Here is an 18,035-nt window from a genome sequence, read left to right as displayed (position 1 = left end):
GGGCTGGAACTGCGGCCGGAGCTGGTATGCAAGTAAAAATATGTGAGCGTATGGGTGGCCTGCAGGCAAGGCGGGAATGGGGCGGATTGAGATGGGCAAAGGCCAGGGGCCCGGGCTGATTGCGGGCATGCTTTGCAGGAGACGGGGCGGCAGGATGCGCGCGGGGTGCGCAGCAGCGGGACGCTGCAGCGCAGCGCGGCGGGACAGCGCAGCTGTGCTCAGCCGTGTGACTGGGAGGTGATTAGCGCAGGGGCATGGATCGAATCTTTTCTTCGCTGGCAAGAACGCGGTAGAAGCGCTCATTAGGACGGATAAGGCCCAGCTCGGAACGGGCCAGCTCCTCGACAGCTATGGAGCCCTGCTTGAGATCGTTAATCTGATCAGCTACGGCCTGATTGCGCTTTTGCAGATAAAGGGCTTTTTCCTGCTCTTTTTCCAGCTGCATGGCTACAGTCTTGTACTGCTTGATGCCATTGTGGCCAAAGAACAGATCGTAAACCAGAAAACAGCCTACCAGAGCCAGAACACAGGCTATGACTTTCACAGGGACCTCCGGAAAATGAGCAGACACTGCCTGTGGGCGTGAACGTGCGCAAGGGCGCGCAGGCGTGCGCGGTTGCACGTGCGCAGGGGTGCGCAGTCGCAGGCGCGCGTGCGCGTGGGCGCATGCCGGGCAGATGATGTGCCGTCCGGGCTGGCCGGCCTTTCATTTTTTGGCGGGCAGCCTGAGACTTTTTCAGAGCTAAATACTCCACGCTCTGTGCGCGCATATTATGCCACGACCTGCACTGCAGATTACGCCCTGCACAGCATTTTTACCACAAGGCCGACAGCTGCGGGCTGGCAGACCATGGCTGCCTGTCGGACGGGCATAAAAAACGCAGCCGAAGCTGCGTTTTTTTTTATGGTCCGGGGCAGGGGCGCTGCGGCTACCTGCCATCAGGATATCAGTTCTGCTCCTGATGCTTGCGGGCAGCGGCAATAAAGCCACGGAATAATGGGTGGCCGTCGCGAGGATTGGAGGTGAACTCAGGGTGGAACTGAACACCGATGAACCATGGGTGGTCAGGGATTTCAATAATCTCGACCAGCTTGTTATCGGTAGACAGACCGGCTACCTGCAGACCGGCATCGGTAAGCTGAGAAACCAGCTTGTTGTTAACCTCATAGCGGTGACGGTGACGCTCGACAATATCATCCTTGCCATAGAGCTCACGGACACGGGTACCGGCCTTGAGGTGGCATAACTGACCGCCAAGGCGCATGGTGCCACCAAGGTCGGACTTGTCAGAGCGAACCTCAACATTGCCGTCCTCATCAATCCACTCGGTGATAAGGCCTACTACAGGGTATGGAGTAGTGGTATCGAACTCGGTGGAGTTGGCCTTGTCCATGTGGGCAACATTACGGGCATACTCGATAATGGCCACCTGCATACCAAGGCAGATACCAAGGTATGGGATTTTGTTCTCACGGGCATAGCGGGCAGCAATGATCTTACCCTCAACACCACGGCTGCCAAAGCCGCCTGGAACCAGGATAGCATCTACATCCTGCAGCAGCTCCTCACCACGGGACTCTACGTCCTCAGAGTCGATGTACTTGATGTTAACTGACAGCTGATTCTTCAGACCGCCATGCTTTAAGGCCTCGTTAATGGACTTGTAGGCATCAGGCAGTTCAATGTACTTGCCCACCATACCAATGGTAACTTCGCCCACGGTATTGGCCTGCTGATAAAGCACATTCTCCCAGGAGCTTAAATCGGCTTCCTGACAGTCGATGTGGAAGCGATCCACTACCAGCTGATCGAGGTACTGGCTCTTGAGCAGGGCTGGAATCTTGTAGATAGAGTCCACGTCCTTGAGGGAGATTACAGCACGCTCCTGAACATTACAGAACATGGCAATCTTGTGACGCTCGTGAGCAGGAATGATACGGTCAGAGCGGCAGATCAGGATATCAGGCTGAATACCGATGGACAGCAGCTCCTTTACAGAGTGCTGGGTAGGCTTGGTCTTGACCTCACCTGAAGTCTCCAGATAAGGAACCAGGGTCAGATGCATGAACAGAGCGTTTTCACGGCCGATTTCCACAGCCAGCTGACGGATAGCCTCGAGGAATGGCAGAGATTCGATGTCACCTACAGTACCGCCAATTTCCACAATGGCAATCTGATTGCCCTCAGCGCCGGCAAGGATACGCTCCTTGATGGCATTAGTGATGTGTGGAATTACCTGGATGGTAGCACCCAGATAGTCACCACGGCGCTCCTTGCGGATCACGTCAGAGTAGATACGGCCGGTGGTGAAGTTGTTACGGTGAGACATCTTGGTACGGATGAAGCGCTCATAGTGACCAAGGTCAAGATCGGTCTCGGCACCATCTTCGGTAACGAATACCTCACCATGCTGAATTGGGCTCATGGTGCCCGGATCAACATTGATGTAAGGATCCAGCTTCATCATGGTCACCTTAAGACCACGAGCCTCCAGTACTGCTGCCAGAGATGCAGCTGCAATGCCCTTACCAAGGGAAGAAACTACGCCTCCGGTAACGAATATAAGCTTGGCAGAAGAAGAATTAGCTGACATGAATCGCTCCAAAGTAGATGCAAAATTTGACCGGTCATTATAGCATACCGGCCCCCGTAAAATTGCTTATTTTTCGGCCTTAATCCCCGCCACTGCCAAAGGTCCGGCACCGGAGCACGCACCCGGCATGCGCCCCTGGCGGCGCCCCTGCCACACATGACGGCGCGCTCCTGCAGGTCCCCGGCCACGGCCGCCTTACGCTCTGCCTGGCACCGCATGGCGCAGCGCAGGGCCGCCGGCCTTGCGCTGCGCCAATAAAAAACGCACCTGGGGCGGTGCGTTTGTTTGACTGACATGGGCTGGACGGTCGCAGCCCGGGCGCGGCAGCAGCACTGACGGGCCCGGGGCCGGGATTTGCCTTACGCGGCTATGGCCTTACAAGTGAGGCCATCAGACGCGGGAGGCTGAGCGCACCTGCTTGATTTCGTTTAATTTTGTCAGCACTCGGGTCAGGGCTGGCAGATTAACCAGCATGAGGTCAATGTCGATGATGGAAAGATCCTTGGCCCTGTCGGTGTGTGAGCGCACGCCGGTGACATTGATCTTTTCATTGGCAATGACAGTGGTGACGTCACGCAGCAGACCTGAGTAATCTGAGGCCACTACCTTGATGGTGACGGTAAAGCCAGTGGCACTGGCCTCCTCGCCCCACTGGCTTGAAACCACACGCTCAGGGTTTTTCTTCATCAGTCCGCGCAGCTGAGCACAGTTGGCCTTGTGAATGGAAATGCCGCGTCCCTGGGTAATAAAGCCAATGATTTCATCGCCAGGAATTGGCTGACAGCATTTGGCTATATGGGTCATCATGGTACCAATACCGTTGACCACAATACGGCCCTTGTTATTGGCATGACGCTCACGCAGCTGCTGGCTGGTCTTTTCGGTGATAAGCGAGGTCAGCTCAAGGTTTTTGGAAGCCTCATTGCGCTTGAAGACACGTTCTTCAAGGAAGGAGATGATCTGATTGACCTTGATGTCACCGGCACCAACGCCGGCATAAATGTCATTTACTGTTCTGACATTGAAGCGGGCAATCTTTTCCTTGAGGAAAGCTGCTACCTGATCCTTGTTCAGACCAATACCATGACGGGTGACCTCACGCTCGATGATATCGTCACCGGCCTGGACATTTTTGTCATAGTCAACCTTGCGGAACCAGTTAACCACCTTGGCACGGGCTCGTGAGGTCTTGAGATAGCCATTATCAGCATTAATCCAGTCGCGGCTTGGATTTGGCTCTTTCTGGGTGATGATTTCCACCTGCTCACCGGTCTTGAGCTTGTAGGTATAAGGCACAATGCGGCCATCCACCTTGGCACCGATACAGCGGTGGCCAATCATGGTGTGCACCTGATAGGCAAAATCCAGCGGAGTGGCACCGGTAGGCAGATCCACCACCTCACCGCGCGGAGTAAACACGTAGATACGGTCCTCAAAGACCTGCTTGCGGAACTCATCGAGCAGAGCACCGGATTCGACCATGTCATCACGCCACGCCAGCAGCTTGCGCAGCCAGTTGATGCGCTGCTCCACACCTGATCCAAGGCCGCCACCTTCCTTGTACTTCCAGTGCGCAGCCACACCAAGCTCAGCCATCTGATGCATGTCGTTGGTACGCATCTGAATTTCCACGGCCTTATGGCCGTCGCCATAGACTACGGTGTGAATGGACTGATAGCCGTTAGGCTTAGGATTGGCGATATAGTCGTCAAATTCCTTTTCAATGTGTTCCCAGCGGGAGTGAATAATACTCAGGGCAGCGTAGCAGTCCTCGATGCGCTCGACCATGACACGCACGGCGCGCACATCATAGAGCTCCTCATAAGGCAGATGCTTGCGCTGCATTTTGCGCCAGATACTGTAAATATGCTTTGGACGGCCATAGACCTCGGCATTTTTGATGCCGTTGTCACTGAGAAGCTGCCTGAGCTCGGCTACGAAATTCTCGATATAACGCTCACGCTCGACACGCTTTTCACCAAGGTCCCGGGCAATTTCCTTATAGTCCTCAGGATGGAGGAAGCGGAAGGCCAGATCCTCAAGTTCCCACTTGAGCTGACCAATACCCAGACGGTTGGCCAGAGGAGCGTAGATATTGGCAATCTCACGGGCAATGGCCAGCTTGGTCTCATCATCGGCATACTTGGCTGCGCGGATAACAGCAATACGCTCAGCAAGCTTGATGACCACGGCACGTACGTCATCGACCATGGAGAGCATCATGCGGCGTACACGGTCTACCTGAGTTTCAGCACTCTTGTTGGAGTTGAAATTCTGCAGGAAACGGATAGCCTCCATGTCCTTGACCTTAAGCAGCAGCTTGCGTATGCCCGGACCGAAAACTTCCTCGACATCATCAAGATCAAGAGCACGGGATTCAAATGGAGGGTAGAGGAAGGCCACCATCAGCGAATCGAGATCCATATTCAAGGTCATGAGAATGGAAATGATTTCAGCTGACAGATTGGTAAGCGAACGAGGGTCAATAATGCCAGAACGCATACGTCCGTTGAGATTGCCCTGAGGCAAAGAGGCAGCACTGTCATCAGGCTGCGTGGCGCTGCCGCGTCCGCCCTGGCCGCTGCCGGCACCATTGCCGCCGTTGCCGCCATGGCTCTGAGCCACCTTGCTGTTATGGGCCTCCAGACATTTGATTACATACTCATGACAGTGGGCCAGCTTTTCCTTGTGCTCCTGGGGCAGATTAAGGCCGGCAGCCCAGGGCTCAAAATCAAAAGAGGCCTCGTGGGTATCGCGTAAAGCAACCATGGGAAAACTCCTGTTAGCTGACAGTTGTCAAATGAGCATATGTCTGATGATGTGCGCAGCCGCGCTGCTGCAGCTGCAGGGGCCGGGCACTGGCGCGGCAGCGTCGCTGCAGCCGCCGCACCGTGGCCGCAGGCGTCCAGTGCCTATGAGCTTATCATATCAGGGCGCCAGCGGCCCTGACCATGACGGGACGCAACACTCATGCCCCCTCAAAGGGCATGTCCGGGCACAATGGTAGTGCATATCCGTCATGGCATGGCCATGTCTGGGCAGGCCAGCCCGCTGGCAGTCGTTCCAGGTACCAGGCTGCCTCAGGGCTTTGTTACTTGCCCTCGTTGCGGGTAAAGACCAGCATGATTTCCAGATGGGATGTGCGCGGGAACATGTCGATAGCGCCCCATGACTGCAGGGTGTAACCGGCACTGACCAGAGTGGTGGTGTCGCGGGAGGCGGCCAGTGGATTGCAGGAAATCATGACAATCTTGCCAGGCTTAATCTTGCTCATGTAGCCCACGGCGCGCTTTGCGCCCATGCGGCCCGGATCCATGACCACCACGTCATAGTTTTCTTTGGCCCACAGCTGAGTTTCAAAGGCCTCTTCAAGGTCGGCAATGTAAAAACGGGCACGCTCAGGGTCGATGCCGTTGGCTGCGGCATTGTCATTGGCACGGCGCACCATGTCAGAGACGATATCAACACCTGCTACCTGAGCACCTGCTTTGGCCACTGGCAGGGAGAAATTGCCCAGACCGCTGAACAGGTCGAGCACCTTCATGTCAGGATTTGGAGCAATCTCCTTGAGAACCTGCTCTACCATGGCCTGATTCATGGCGCCATTAACCTGCACGAAGGATGATGGCGAGCAGGCAATGCGGCAGTCATGGGACATTACATAAAGCTGATGCTCTTCATCCTCATAAATAACACGCTCGCGCACTACTTCAGTGTCATCAAGCTGCTTATAAGGCTCCAGCACGGACATGACAGTGCCATGCTCCTTGCCAAAGTCACGCAGCAGCTGCTCATCATCAGCGCCCAGCACACAGGTCATGCGCAACAGTACGCCTGCGGCACCATCGGTATCCAGCAGCTCAACATGGCCAATGTTCTTACGGGCTGTCATAGCGTTTACAAGACCTTTTAAAGGCTCAAGCAGGCTGTTGTTGCGCTCAGTCAGAACTTCACAGAAGGTAACAGGTATCAGATCCTGAGTACGGCCCTCACGGAAACCAAGGTGCATCTTGCCGTGGTCAGCACGTATGGCCAGACGGCAGGCACGACGATAGCCTGTTTCCTCGCCGCTGATGCAGAACACTGGTCTGGCAATGGCATCAGCTGCCTGACGGCTGAGCTCATTGAGCTCCTTGAGACGGGCGGCATTTTTGGCTGCAGCCTGCTTTTGAGCCAGAACCTGCTTGATGGTGCTGTTGCGGCCCAGACGTGATGAACCCTGAGACTTGCTGGCCTTGGCTGAGCTGGAGGTCAGGGTACCCTGAGCCACACTGCGTGAGAGCAGAGAGCCAATACCCTCAATCTTGGCCTGCAGTGACATGGCAGGAGGCAAATGCTCCAGAGGGCAGCCGCCGCACTGATCCTGCAGCGGACAGGACTGAGCACGGCGCTCAGGTGAGGTCTCAAGATACTTGGACACACGGCCGGAGCGGGACTTGTCTTTGGAGGCCAGAGAACCGGCAATAATGGCATTGCCTGATTCAGGAACTACACGGGCGCTTTCACCGGGCATGAGGTTATCAACAAAATAGACCATGCCATCCTTTTTACAGACACCGCGACCCTGGATATCAAGGCTTTCGCACTTAAGCTCCAGAGCTTTGGCTGCACCAGTCTTCTTTTCTGCTTTATAAAAACTAACCATAACGTGCTCAATCAAAAATAAATCTTAATCAGGCTGCAGCACAGTCTGCAGTCCGCCCGCCCGCTCCTGCCGCCGGAACATCCGGCCCTGCAGACGGCCCGACCCGAAAACCACTGTCTCAGGCCTGTAAATCAAAGTCTTCAGGCAAAATTGCCCGTCTATTGTAACGGCCCGCGCCGCTCACACCAAATCATCCCCGTCCCGCCATCCCTGGTCCAGAGGACCAGCGCATCACCTGCCGGCCCGGCAAACGCCAGGCCCCGGCCCCAGGGCGCAAGGCCCAGGGCGCCATGCCTACATGTCGCCTGCCCTGCGTGCAGCTCCACGTCCAGTACGGCCACCGGCACTCCTTGCCTTACGGGCTGAGCTGCCACTTGCAGACCCGGCGTCAGCCCCTGCTGCACTGTCAGCGCTGCTAACGGAGTCGTCGGCAGAATACTGTTCCACCTCAAAGAGAGTTCCGGCAAACACATCGCCAAAACTGTCCTGGCCTGAGAGCATGGAACCGGGCATATCACCGCCCATACTGATATCCTCAAGCATGTCCATTACGCCATCGACGGCACTGAAGCCGTCACCACCTGACACATCGCCATAGGATTTGGCAATTCTGTCCTCAGCGCCCGCACCGGCACTACGTCCGCCAGCAGCGCGTCGACCAGCGCTCGCAGCACTCTTACGACTGCGTCCCGCAGCAGCAGACGACTGAGCTGTCTTCCTGCGCGCACGACTGCCAGCGACCTTTTTGACCGGCACCTCAGGCAGGTCCCCATCCTGACCAGTGCCCTGAGCCGCAGCGTCAGCATCCGCCTCTGGCTGAGGTTCACCCTGCTCAGCACTGTCAGATGCAGCTTCGTCGGATGCTTCGGCAGCTGGCTCTGGCAGTGGTTCGTCCTGCTCGGTGCTTTCGGCTGCTGCTTCGGCAGCAGTCTCTAGCTGTGGTTCGTCCGACTCAGTGTCTTCTGCGGCAGCCTCGGCAGCTGGCTCTGGCTGTGATTCATCCTGCTCAGTGCTGTCGGCTGCTTCGGCATCTGGCTCTGTTTGTGGCTCGTCCGGATCAGAGCTGTCGGCTGCTGCTTCGGCAGCTGGCTCTGGCTGTGCCTCGATCGGCTCAGTGTCTTCTGCGGTAGCCTCGACAGCTGGCTCTGGTTGTGACTCGTCCGGATCAGTGCTGTCGGCTGTTACTTCGGCAGCTGGTTCTGGCTGTGGATCGTCCGGCTCAGAGCTGTCAGCGACTGTTTCGGCTGCTGGCTCTGGCAGTGGCTCATCCGGCTCAGAGCTGTCGGCTGTTACTTCGGCAGCTGGCTCTGGCAGTGGTTCGTCCTGCTCGGTGCTTTCCGCTGCAGATTCGGCAGCTGGCTCTGGCTGTGGCTCGTCCGGCTCAGAGCTGTCAGCGGCAGTTTCGGCTGCTGGCTCTGTCTGAGGCTCATCCAGGTAAGCACTTTCAGATGCAGCTTCGTCGGATGCTGCGGCAGCTGGCTCTGGCAGTGGTTCGTCCTGCTCAGAGCTGTAGACGGCAGCTTTGACAGCTGGCTCTGGCTGAGGTTCGTCCTGGATACTGGATGCGCCTGTGACCGGGGTTACCTGCAATGAAGATGGCTCATCTGCTGACAGGTCGACAACGGCAGGGCTGGCGTCCATGTCCAGTATGGCTGTTGTGCTGCTCTGTGCAGCTGAGCTGTCAGTCTGGGAGTCAGCTGGTGCCTGGCTGTTGTCCTTATCGTTGTCCTGGGAGGCGGACTGGGCCGGATCGCTCAGGTTCAGGGTGCTGTCCTGAGAGGCAGTGACTGCTGACGCCTCCTGTCCCTGGTCGATATTGAGCTGCGGTAAGTGCGCCTGACCTTTTTCAAACTCAGGGATGTCCTCATAGTCATCATCTGACTGGGCTGCCCGGGAGGCAAACTGGGAGACATAGCGTGGACCACCGGAAGGCACAATGTCCTCTATCAGACGGGCCCCCTCGCCTCCCTGCTCAAAATACGGATTGCTCTGGCCGCTGGCAAAGTTCATGGCGGCCTGAATTACAGGATTGGCTGCCGGGCCGCGCTCAGCGATCTGAGCGCCCTGGGCAGCTGCAGCTGGTTCTGCAGCTGGTGCTGGTGCCTGTGGCTCCTGCTGCTGTGGCTGTGCAGGAGTCTGCAGCGCCAGACTCCAGGCAGGAGGCGGAACGTCAGCTGCACCTGGGGCATTAAGAGCAAGACTCCAGGCAGGCGGTGGCACCTGGTCGGCAGCCGGTGCCGGAGCAGGTGCTGCAGCTGATGCGGAAGCAGCTGGTGGCACCGGCTGCGAGGCCGGCGTCAGGGCTGCCGGTTCTGCAGATGCCGGAGCGGCTGCAGGCTGTAAGGCAGCTGCAGGTGCGGAGCTGTCAGCGGCCGGGGCCTGGGCCGTGGTCTGCTGAGGCTGCGGGGCGCAGGCGGCACAGGCTGGCTGTGCCGCTGCTGCGGCAGCGTCAGCTGCAGCTTTGGCGGCGGCCTTGCTGGCGCGCAGCTGATTGTATTCGCGGTACATGCGGCGGCTCACCACTTCGCGGCCATTGAGCAGACGGTTGATAATGGCAGAGGTCAGAGCCTTGGCATTTTTGGAGGAGTCTGGAAATTTGTGGGCAAAGCTGATGATGTCCTGAATCTCATCGCCGGTTAATACCGGGCCCATGAAATCACCGGCACAGGTGTAGTACTTCTGCAGCAGCTCGTCCTGCTCTGTGTTTACTGCAGCGGCCCTGTTTTCATAGCCCATGTGGCCTGCATGGCCATAGCTCATATTGCGTGGAGTGCTCTCCATGCGACGGCCCCTGACACGGGACTTGGAGAACAGCAGACCGTCATCGCTGTCGTCAGCATGGCTGTCGTAGCCGTCATAGCCCGATGAATCCTCATTCCAGGAGGATGGGGATGAGGTAAAAGACGATGAACTGCGGCCGCCATTACGGCCCATGTTCATGGCCTTTTCAAAAAGGTATTCATTGTAGCGGACAAAGCCCGATCCAAAGCAGAAACGGTAGGTCTCGCGGGTTTTGAGCATGCGGCCCTGATCATCCCAGAGGCTCAGTGAGTAGCCCAGCTGTGCCAGCAGCTCAAACTCAAAGCGGCGCAGGCTGCTCTCCACGGCCTTACGCTGGGAAATGGCCTCCAGAGTGCCAATGTAGGTACCAAAGAATTTGACGTCGCCGTCACGGGAGCGGTACAGATGATGGAGCAGCTCGTTGACATACATGGCGCAGAACATCAGCGGCATAGGGTAGGAAAAGCCCTCATTGCTGCGCTCATAGTCCCGCAGAAAATACATGTCGCCCCGGCCCTGCACCAGGGTCAGATTCAGAGGCACAAAAGGCTGAAGCACGCCCTTGAGCGGAGAGTTTTTGTTAGCCGCACCACGGGCAATAACAGTCATGGCGCCATAATTAGGGGAAATGGCCTCTACTATGAGGCTGCTCTCCTGATATTCCCTGCTGTTGAAGATATAACAGGGCTCGTTTTCAATTATTGTGGCCATAACTCCAGTTCCTGCCTTTCTTCATGCCTTGTGCTGACCGCTGTGGTCCCCGATCCCGGTGCCGCTAAAGCACCACCTGTCTATTGCGCCCCGGCCTTACCGGCCCGTCCGCTGCGCAGTTCACTGCCGCCCCTGCCAGCTGCTCCTGCGGCGCCCGCGTCTGAGGGCCGCCTTGTCTGGCCTCAGGTGGCCCTGGGCTGGGCCGCCCGGGGCCATTCATCCCTGGGATGCTCCTCCATGGGCTGTGCCGTGTGACCCTGAGGTCCAGGCTGCACGGCTGCAGCAAGGACTGCCAGACTCAGGGGCATATGATAACCACAAAGAGCTGCGCCGGGCAGTTTTTTCGCTATTTTATCAGTATTGTCCCTGGCTCATGGGCACCTGGAACGTGCCAGGCAAGGGCCGGATGCCTGGATGCTTTGGCTGCTGCCATTAATGACAAAGCCAGACTCCTGGTCTGGCTTTGTCTGGCTAAGGACGCTGCTGCGGCCTGGCTGGCTGCCGTGGCAGCTGCAGCGCGGCGCAGCCGGGCGGGCCGGGCAGCTGTGGCGGTAATCAGTGCTGCTCGAAATCGGCGTAACCAAGGCTCTTGAGGGCACGCTCGTCGTCGGCCCAGCCGGCTTTGACCTTGACGAAAAGTGACAGGAAGACCTTGCCTTCGATGAGCTTTTCTATGTCGTGGCGGGCCTCGGAGCCGATAAGCTTGATGCGGCTGCCGCCGGCGCCAATGACCATTTTCTTCTGACCGGTGCGCTCTACCAGGATAGCGGCACTGATGCGGGTGGTACCATGCTCATCTTCCTTGAACTCCTCAATCTCAACACTTACTGAGTAAGGCAGCTCATCGCCCATCTGGCGCATCAGCTTTTCTCTGATGATTTCGGCAACCATGAAGCGGGTGGAACGGTCAGTAATGCTGTCCTCGCTGTAGCAGTGAGGTCCCTCAGGCAGAGCCTGACGGATCATGTCCTTGAGCACCTCAAGATTGCTGCCCTTAAGAGCTGATACCGGAACGATTTCCCTGAAGTTGAGGCTGTCCTTGAGACGCTCAATCAGAGGCAGCAGCTTTTCCTTGTCGTCAAGCTTGTCCACCTTGTTGATGACCAGGACCACAGGAGCTGAAGAGCCCTCGAGCTTTGTGCGCACCATTTCGTCATCATCAGTCCAGAAGGTGGCATCGATAACCCATAAGATAAGCTCAACATCACCAAGGGATGACTCGGCAGCCCTGTTCATCAGACGGTTAATGGCCCTTTTTTCTACCTTGTGCAGACCTGGAGTATCCACGTACACAGTCTGGTAGATGCCGTCAGTATCAATACCCAGAACGCGGTTACGGGTAGTCTGAGGCTTGCGGGAGGTGATGGAAATCTTCTGACCAATAAGGTGATTCATCAGGGTAGATTTGCCAACATTAGGGCGTCCGACAATAGCTACGAAGCCAAACTTGCTCTGTTCCAAACTTCCTCTCCGGAAATAATCAAAAGTTTCAGCCGCTACTTTCACTTGCGGCTCAATACCAGGGCTGTGCCGCAGCACGGCACAGCCCTGGTGTCTGCCCGGCCCTGCCGGGCCCTGGGCGGTTACGGTCAGCCTGAATAAGGTCAGCTGAATACGGCCTGTCGAATGCGGTCAGCTGAATTACTGCTACTTGTGTGCTGCCAGGTATTCAAGCACGGAACTGGCTGCCTTCTGCTCTGCGCGGCGGCGTGAAGAACCCTTGCCTCTGAATACCATTTTGATGTCCTGAACGGTAACTGATACTTCAAATACCTGGTTGTTATCACTGCCCACAATGTTCTCAATGCGGTAGACCGGCAGCTCCTTGTGCTGGGACTGCAGCAGCTCCTGGAGAGCAGACTTTGGGTCCTTCTGGGAGACATTAGGGTTGATGGCCTGCAGTCTCCTGTCGAACCATCTGAGCACCAGGTGACGGACAATTTCAAACTGCTCATTGCTGTCGATGAAGATAGCGCCAATGATGGACTCTACGGCATCGGCAAGCAGGGAGTCACGACGGGAGCCGCCAGACTTGAGCTCACCCGGGCCCAGCAGCAGACAGTCACCTATCTTAAATTCACGGGCCATCTCGGCAAGGGTGGTCTCACGTACCAGTACTGAGCGCATGCGGGTCAGATCACCCTCAGGACTGTCAGGGAAAAGAGCAAAAAGCTCTTTGGCTATGATCATGCCCAGGATAGAGTCGCCCAGAAATTCAAGACGCTCATTGTGATGAGGTCCAAAGGAGCGGTGAGTAAGAGCCTGCTCCAGCAGGGAAATATCCTGGAAGGCATAACCAATGGTCTGCTCCAGGTGCTGGATGCGGTAAACAAAATTTATGTCTGTTGTCATCTCTTTGCCTGTTTGCAAAAAGTGCCCACCCTATAACCACCCCTGTGACCATAATGCCCCCTGATCTGCCCCATGCTGTGCTCATCAGTCTGAGGCTGTGCAAGGGCAGGCAAATCGTGCCCCTGTCAGGATTATGGGTAGAGTGACTATAGGGTGCCCACTGATACTGTCAAAAGGTGAGCTAAGACGTTCATCCCGGGACTTAAGCCTGCGGCAGCTGACGCTGCCAGTGGCAGCGGCAGCAGCTGCTGCTGGCCGGCCCGGGATGGACGCTGTTATGGCAGCGCCCGCATGTTCCCGGTCTGGGGCACATGCGGGCGCAGCGGTGACGGTATAACCGTCCTGTTATTTAAGTCCGCCTACACGGGAGAAACGTACGGCTGACGGAATGAATGATGGCAGGGCGCTGCTTTCATCTCTGTCAAACTCAAGAGACAGCCAGACGGCCACTGTCTTGCCCACGAGGTTCTCCTCAGGCACAAAGCCCCAGAAACGGCTGTCCTTACTGTTGTCACGGTTATCACCCATAACAAAGTAATGGCCCTCTGGTACTACCCATGAGCCCCTCATGGTGCCCTTCTGGCGGTAGAAATACTGAGACAGATCAGGTACACGAGGGTTGATCTGAATTCTGTGAGCTTCCTGACCGAGCTTTTCGTCAAAGACCAGATATTCCTCCTGGAAAGTGCCGCCGTCCACAGTAAGGGTGCCGGCCGGAGTGAGCTCCAGCGGCTGAGGGTCCTCACAGGCTGTGCCGCCCTCACCAGAGCGCACCTCTGAAGGGCTTACTGAGGCAATATTGCAGGCCTTGCGGATGTAGACACGCTTGTTGTCAAAGATAACCTCGTCGCCTGGCATACCAACGATACGCTTGATGTAATCGATGGACGGATCTTCAGGGTATTTGAACACGGCCACATCACCACGTTCAGGTTTGGAGGTCTCAATCCATACTCCATTGGTCAGAGGATTGCGGATGCCATAGGACCACTTGGACACGGCAATGAAATCGCCTGGCAGCAGGGTTGGCTCCATGGAGCCTGACGGAATGCGGAAAGGCTCAAAAACAAAGGCACGGAAGAGGAAAACAAAGAGTATTACCGGAAACAGTGATCCTATTGAGGTAACGGCACCTGTACCTTCCTTGATGCGGCGCTGATCCTTGCGGGACAGCTGCGGACAGGCCTCAAGGGCGTTTTTAAGAGCCTCAAGGCGTCCCGGACGCAGCTTGCGGTAGTCATAAGCATAGGCAATACCTGTGATTACCGTGGCTATGACCAGGATTAGGGAAAAAGTATTCATAAAATCAATCTGCAGCACTGGCAGAGCCCGGCGGCTCTGCTGCGTCTGTATTTTTAAGTGACTGGGCCTGTCAGCCCCGAAAGCACATCAGCCTGCACGCTCACAGGTCTGAAAGCACGTCAGCCTGAAAAAAGGTCCTGCCCCTGACAATGCCCCTCATGACGGGGGCTCATAACGGGGACTCAATATGAGGCCCTAATGATGAGCTCATGTCAGAAGATTATGCCTCAGCATTATTAGGTCCTGCACAGTCCCACTTCATGAGACTGTAAAGCCGGACCGGCAAGGCCCTGTCAGGCAGAGCAGACCATGGAGGGACAGGGCAGAGCATGGCGGGGCCATGCACTTGCCATGGCATATGTCATGGCGCGCGGGCTGATCTGGCCTCAGGGCCGGCGGGCGGCCATGAGGCCAGATCCCGAGGGGCAGTGGGCCTGAGCTGGCCTGCTATTCCTTGCCTACCTTGAGGATAGCAAGGAAGGCCTCCTGTGGAACCTCTACGCGGCCAAGCTGCTTCATGCGCTTCTTACCGGCCTTCTGCTTTTCAAGCAGCTTGCGCTTACGGGTGATATCCCCACCGTAGCACTTGGCAAGCACGTCCTTACGCATGGCTTTTACGGTACAGCGGGCAATAATCTGTCCGCCAATGGCAGCCTGAATGGCGATATCGAACATCTGACGAGGAATGAGCTCCTTCATCTTCTCCACCAGGGCACGGCCACGTGACTGGGAAATTGAGCGGTGAACAATGATGGCCAGGGCGTCTACGCGCTCGGAGGCAATCAGAATGTCCACACGGACCAGATCGCCGCGCTCAAAGCGCTTGAAGCTGTAGTCAAGAGAGGCATAGCCGCGTGATACTGACTTGAGGCGGTCAAAGAAGTCGAGCACTACCTCGCTCATTGGCAGCTCATAGGTCAGGGCAACCTGGTCATGGTGGTAAACCATGGAGGTCTGAACACCACGCTTTTCCTGACACAGGGTCATAACAGCACCGACATACTCTGATGGCATGAGCATACGGCACTCGGCAATAGGCTCACGGATTTCGGAGATATTGCTTACCGGTGGCAGAGCTGCAGGAGAGTCAATGTGAACGATTTCACCTGAGGTCAGTACGATTTCGTAAATTACGGTAGGAGCAGTGGTGATGAGGTTGAGATTGTACTCACGCTCAAGACGCTCCTGGATGATTTCCATGTGCAGCATGCCAAGGAAGCCGCAGCGGAAACCAAAGCCCAGAGCTGTGGAGTTTTCAGGCTCGAAGAACAGGGAGGCGTCGTTGAGTGACAGCTTGTCCAGGGCATCACGGAAGGCGTTGTAGTCTTCGGTATCTACAGGGAACATGCCGGCATAAACCTGTGGCTTGGCCTTATGGAAACCAGGCAGGGCCTCAGGGGCCTCACGGCGGGCATGGGTAATGGTATCGCCTACCGGGGCACCGTGAATGGTCTTGATGCCGCAGATAACCCAGCCTACTTCACCGCAGTTGAGAACCGGTACATCGACACGCTTTGGAGTGGAGATACCAAGACGCTCCACATCCCAGGTCTGACCGGTACTCATAACCTTGATTTTGTCACCCTTGCGCAGGGTGCCGTTCTTGACACGTACCAGAGATACTACGCCCAGATAGTCATCGAAATAGGAGTCGATGATCAGGGCCTGCAGAGGGGCATCAGGATCGCCGTTTGGAGCTGGAATGGACTGCACCAGACGCTCAAGCACATCCTCAACGCCAATGCCGGTCTTGGCTGAGCAGCGGCAGGCATCATGGGCATCAAGACCCACGATATCCTCGATCTCGAAAATAACCTTTTCCGGATCGGCAGCTGGCAGATCAATCTTGTTTAAAACAGGGATAACCTCAAGGTCGAGCTCAATGGCCTGATAACAGTTGGCCAGAGTCTGAGCCTCTACGCCCTGGCCGGCGTCAACTACCAGCAGAGCACCTTCACAGGCAAACAGGGAACGGGACACCTCGTAGGAGAAGTCAACATGGCCTGGGGTATCAATGAAGTTAAGCTCATAGATTTTGCCATCCTGAGCCTTGTATTTAAGGGTAACAGCCTGAGCCTTGATGGTAATGCCGCGCTCACGCTCAATATCCATGGAGTCAAGCACCTGGGCCTGCATCTCACGGTCAGTAAGGCCGCCGCATACCTGAATGAAACGGTCAGACAGGGTGGACTTGCCGTGGTCAATATGAGCAATAATGGAGAAATTGCGCACTAAAGATTGGTCGAAAGTATCAGCCATAATAAGATTCAAAATTTCCAGATATAAGCGGGCTTCTGGCCGGGCCCTCAATGACTGCCTCAGCGGCACTCTGACCGGAACCTTGCCGGTCCTGTGATGAGATCTCTGTCTCTGCTCTCAAAGCTTTCACTGCTGTCATGCTTTGCGCCCTGACCCTGCCGATGTCGGCCGGTGCCGTCACAGTGGCGCCGCAATGGCGGCATGGGCCACTGTCGTGGCTGGAGCAGCCACCGGGCCGGTGCCACTGTCGTGGCAGGGGCCGGCATCAGGACCGGGGCCTCTGTTGAGGCAGGTCGCCATGATGAGCTATGGCGGAGGCCCGGGGCATCTCAGGGAGTGATGAGCTGTACTGCCCTTAAGCTGCGGTGAGAGCAGGCATATGCCAAAAAATTACTCAACCCTTTATTTTAACCGATTTACCCGGACGATCGCCACAGCTGACCAGGCCGCTTCCAGACAATAAAGGCCCCCATGCGGGAGCCTCAGTCAGGCCCCGCCAGCGGGGCCAGTGCTATCAGGACAGAGTCATGAGCTGTTATGAGCTGCTCTTCCTGATTCTTGTAATACTGTGCGATGGGCGATATGCGCCTGCGCCTATGGTGGACTCAAATCCGCCTTGCTTGTAGTAATGGCCCTGAGGCCATGCTGCAAAGGTACGCAGATGGTTAAAGCCAATCATGCCTGACAGATAGTCAGACGGCAGTCTTACAGGATAGCCAAGCTCAATAAGCCTGCGGCAGGCTTTGGCCGTTATCACATACAGGGCAGTGACGGCCACCAGATGACGGGCATTGACGCGGGCATCAAGATAATTATTGCGCATTCCCAGACGGCGGAAATAGAAGCTTTTGTCGTCGCGGAAATAATACCTGCGGGCAAGAGGCAGAGATTTGATACCGTTGTGATCTTCGCTGAAGTTGACTATGTCCCATGGCTCTGTGATGCAGTCAAGATGTTCAATGGCCTCAAAGACATCTGGATGCGGCTGGGCATCGTCCTCCATGACGACAGCATACTCAAGACCCTGGTCAATAATGTGCTGATACAGTCTCAGATGCGACAGGGCACAGCCCATTTCAGATGGAGTCAGCTGATCGGCCACCCTGACTGTGGTGCCATTGATCAGGTGGAGGTCGCAATGATCCTCGTCAGAAAACAGAGCCCGCTCCTGGTCTGTAAGCTCAACACCGTATGAGGCATCAAAGATTTCAAAGTTCACACCATGTGCTCTGAGCACAGACGAGATGTTTTCCCGCCTGTCTGCCAGGGGCTACGCACAAAGCGTGAAATTTGATCCAAGGATCAAATTCGGAAAATAAAATGTGATACCAGGATCACTTTTTAACAATTTAGATTCACTTAAAAACGAGATTTTGATCACATAGTAAAAA

The 18,035-nt window shown here is 56.1% G+C and carries 10 protein-coding genes; all 10 read right to left on the bottom strand.

What is annotated here, in order from left to right; genetic code table 11:
• Positions 1–241: 241 nt before the first annotated feature.
• The 10 genes from MXE39_RS11220 to MXE39_RS11175 all read right to left on the bottom strand — a co-directional run bounded on the left by MXE39_RS11220 (position 242) and on the right by MXE39_RS11175 (position 17,911).
• Complete coding sequence (locus tag MXE39_RS11220) at positions 242–544, bottom strand: septum formation initiator family protein (RefSeq protein ID WP_246978849.1); 303 nt, start codon at positions 542–544, stop codon at positions 242–244.
• A gap of 403 nt (positions 545–947) precedes the next feature.
• The gene (locus tag MXE39_RS11215) at positions 948–2,594 is read right to left on the bottom strand and encodes a CTP synthase (RefSeq protein ID WP_246978848.1); all 1,647 of its coding nucleotides are present in this window, start codon (positions 2,592–2,594) and stop codon (positions 948–950) included.
• 390 nt (positions 2,595–2,984) lie between these two features.
• Positions 2,985–5,363 carry a GTP diphosphokinase gene (gene relA / locus MXE39_RS11210; RefSeq protein ID WP_246978847.1) on the bottom strand — a complete coding sequence of 793 codons (2,379 nt, stop codon included), beginning with the start codon at positions 5,361–5,363 and terminating at the stop codon, positions 2,985–2,987.
• A 322-nt stretch (positions 5,364–5,685) separates the two neighbouring features.
• A complete protein-coding gene (gene rlmD, locus MXE39_RS11205; protein WP_246978846.1) occupies positions 5,686–7,239 on the bottom strand; it encodes a 23S rRNA (uracil(1939)-C(5))-methyltransferase RlmD in 1,554 nt (517 codons plus the stop codon).
• A 294-nt stretch (positions 7,240–7,533) separates the two neighbouring features.
• Positions 7,534–10,731, bottom strand: a complete 3,198-nt coding sequence (recO, locus tag MXE39_RS11200) for a DNA repair protein RecO (protein WP_246978845.1) — start codon at positions 10,729–10,731, stop codon at positions 7,534–7,536.
• A gap of 555 nt (positions 10,732–11,286) precedes the next feature.
• On the bottom strand, positions 11,287–12,192 hold the full coding sequence (gene era, locus MXE39_RS11195; RefSeq protein WP_246978844.1) for a GTPase Era: 906 nt from the start codon (positions 12,190–12,192) through the stop codon (positions 11,287–11,289).
• Positions 12,193–12,378: 186 nt separating this feature from the next.
• The gene (gene rnc / locus MXE39_RS11190) at positions 12,379–13,083 is read right to left on the bottom strand and encodes a ribonuclease III (RefSeq protein WP_246978843.1); all 705 of its coding nucleotides are present in this window, start codon (positions 13,081–13,083) and stop codon (positions 12,379–12,381) included.
• A gap of 345 nt (positions 13,084–13,428) precedes the next feature.
• Positions 13,429–14,385: a signal peptidase I gene (gene lepB / locus MXE39_RS11185; protein WP_246978842.1), complete on the bottom strand. Its 957-nt coding sequence runs from the start codon at positions 14,383–14,385 to the stop codon at positions 13,429–13,431.
• A gap of 447 nt (positions 14,386–14,832) precedes the next feature.
• Positions 14,833–16,644 carry a translation elongation factor 4 gene (gene lepA / locus MXE39_RS11180; protein ID WP_246978855.1) on the bottom strand — a complete coding sequence of 604 codons (1,812 nt, stop codon included), beginning with the start codon at positions 16,642–16,644 and terminating at the stop codon, positions 14,833–14,835.
• Positions 16,645–17,179: 535 nt separating this feature from the next.
• On the bottom strand, positions 17,180–17,911 hold the full coding sequence (locus tag MXE39_RS11175) for a glycosyltransferase family 25 protein (RefSeq protein WP_281503454.1): 732 nt from the start codon (positions 17,909–17,911) through the stop codon (positions 17,180–17,182).
• Positions 17,912–18,035 lie beyond the last annotated feature (124 nt).

Origin of the sequence: Anaerobiospirillum sp. NML120511 (genome assembly GCF_023050955.1) — a bacterium.
Taxonomy (GTDB): domain Bacteria; phylum Pseudomonadota; class Gammaproteobacteria; order Enterobacterales; family Succinivibrionaceae; genus Anaerobiospirillum.
Note: the sequence above shows the minus strand (reverse complement) of the source record. Positions and strands in the feature narration are given on the sequence as shown.

Excerpts from the sequence above, each read along its gene's own strand:
- recO (WP_246978845.1), bottom strand. The coding sequence starts at position 10,731 with ATGGCCACAATAATTGAAAACGAGCCCTGTTATATCTTCAACAGCAGG.
- lepB (WP_246978842.1), bottom strand. The coding sequence starts at position 14,385 with ATGAATACTTTTTCCCTAATCCTGGTCATAGCCACGGTAATCACAGGT.
- MXE39_RS11215 (WP_246978848.1), bottom strand. The coding sequence starts at position 2,594 with ATGTCAGCTAATTCTTCTTCTGCCAAGCTTATATTCGTTACCGGAGGC.
- rnc (WP_246978843.1), bottom strand. The coding sequence starts at position 13,083 with ATGACAACAGACATAAATTTTGTTTACCGCATCCAGCACCTGGAGCAG.
- relA (WP_246978847.1), bottom strand. The coding sequence starts at position 5,363 with ATGGTTGCTTTACGCGATACCCACGAGGCCTCTTTTGATTTTGAGCCC.
- rlmD (WP_246978846.1), bottom strand. The coding sequence starts at position 7,239 with ATGGTTAGTTTTTATAAAGCAGAAAAGAAGACTGGTGCAGCCAAAGCT.
- lepA (WP_246978855.1), bottom strand. The coding sequence starts at position 16,644 with ATGGCTGATACTTTCGACCAATCTTTAGTGCGCAATTTCTCCATTATT.